Genomic DNA, 294 nt, shown 5'->3' on the forward strand with positions numbered 1-294 from the left:
TACACCATTCACCCAATACAGAATCTCCTAAATAGCCATCGTGCCCTTTACTGGAGTAACCAAAAATAACAGAGTTGCTTACCTCGCCACATACTTTACTGTAGGGTCCAATAGTAGTTGGCCCGTATATTTTAGCGCCTAGTTTAACTACTGCATTATTGCAAAGAGCTAAAGGTCCTCTTATTACAGAGCCTTCCATAATTTCTGCATCTTTACCTATATATATTGGGCCTGTACTAGCGTTTAATGTTGTATACTCTAATTTAGCACCTGCTTCTATAAATATGTTTTCTG

General features: G+C 38.1%; 1 pseudogene. It reads right to left on the reverse strand.

Annotation, left to right across the window (positions count from 1 at the left end):
• Positions 1 to 294 (reverse strand): annotated as a pseudogene (locus tag LG649_RS16075) (glucose-1-phosphate thymidylyltransferase); the annotation flags it as partial.

Origin of the sequence: Neotamlana laminarinivorans, assembly GCF_020523925.1 — a bacterium.
Taxonomy (GTDB): domain Bacteria; phylum Bacteroidota; class Bacteroidia; order Flavobacteriales; family Flavobacteriaceae; genus Neotamlana; species Neotamlana laminarinivorans.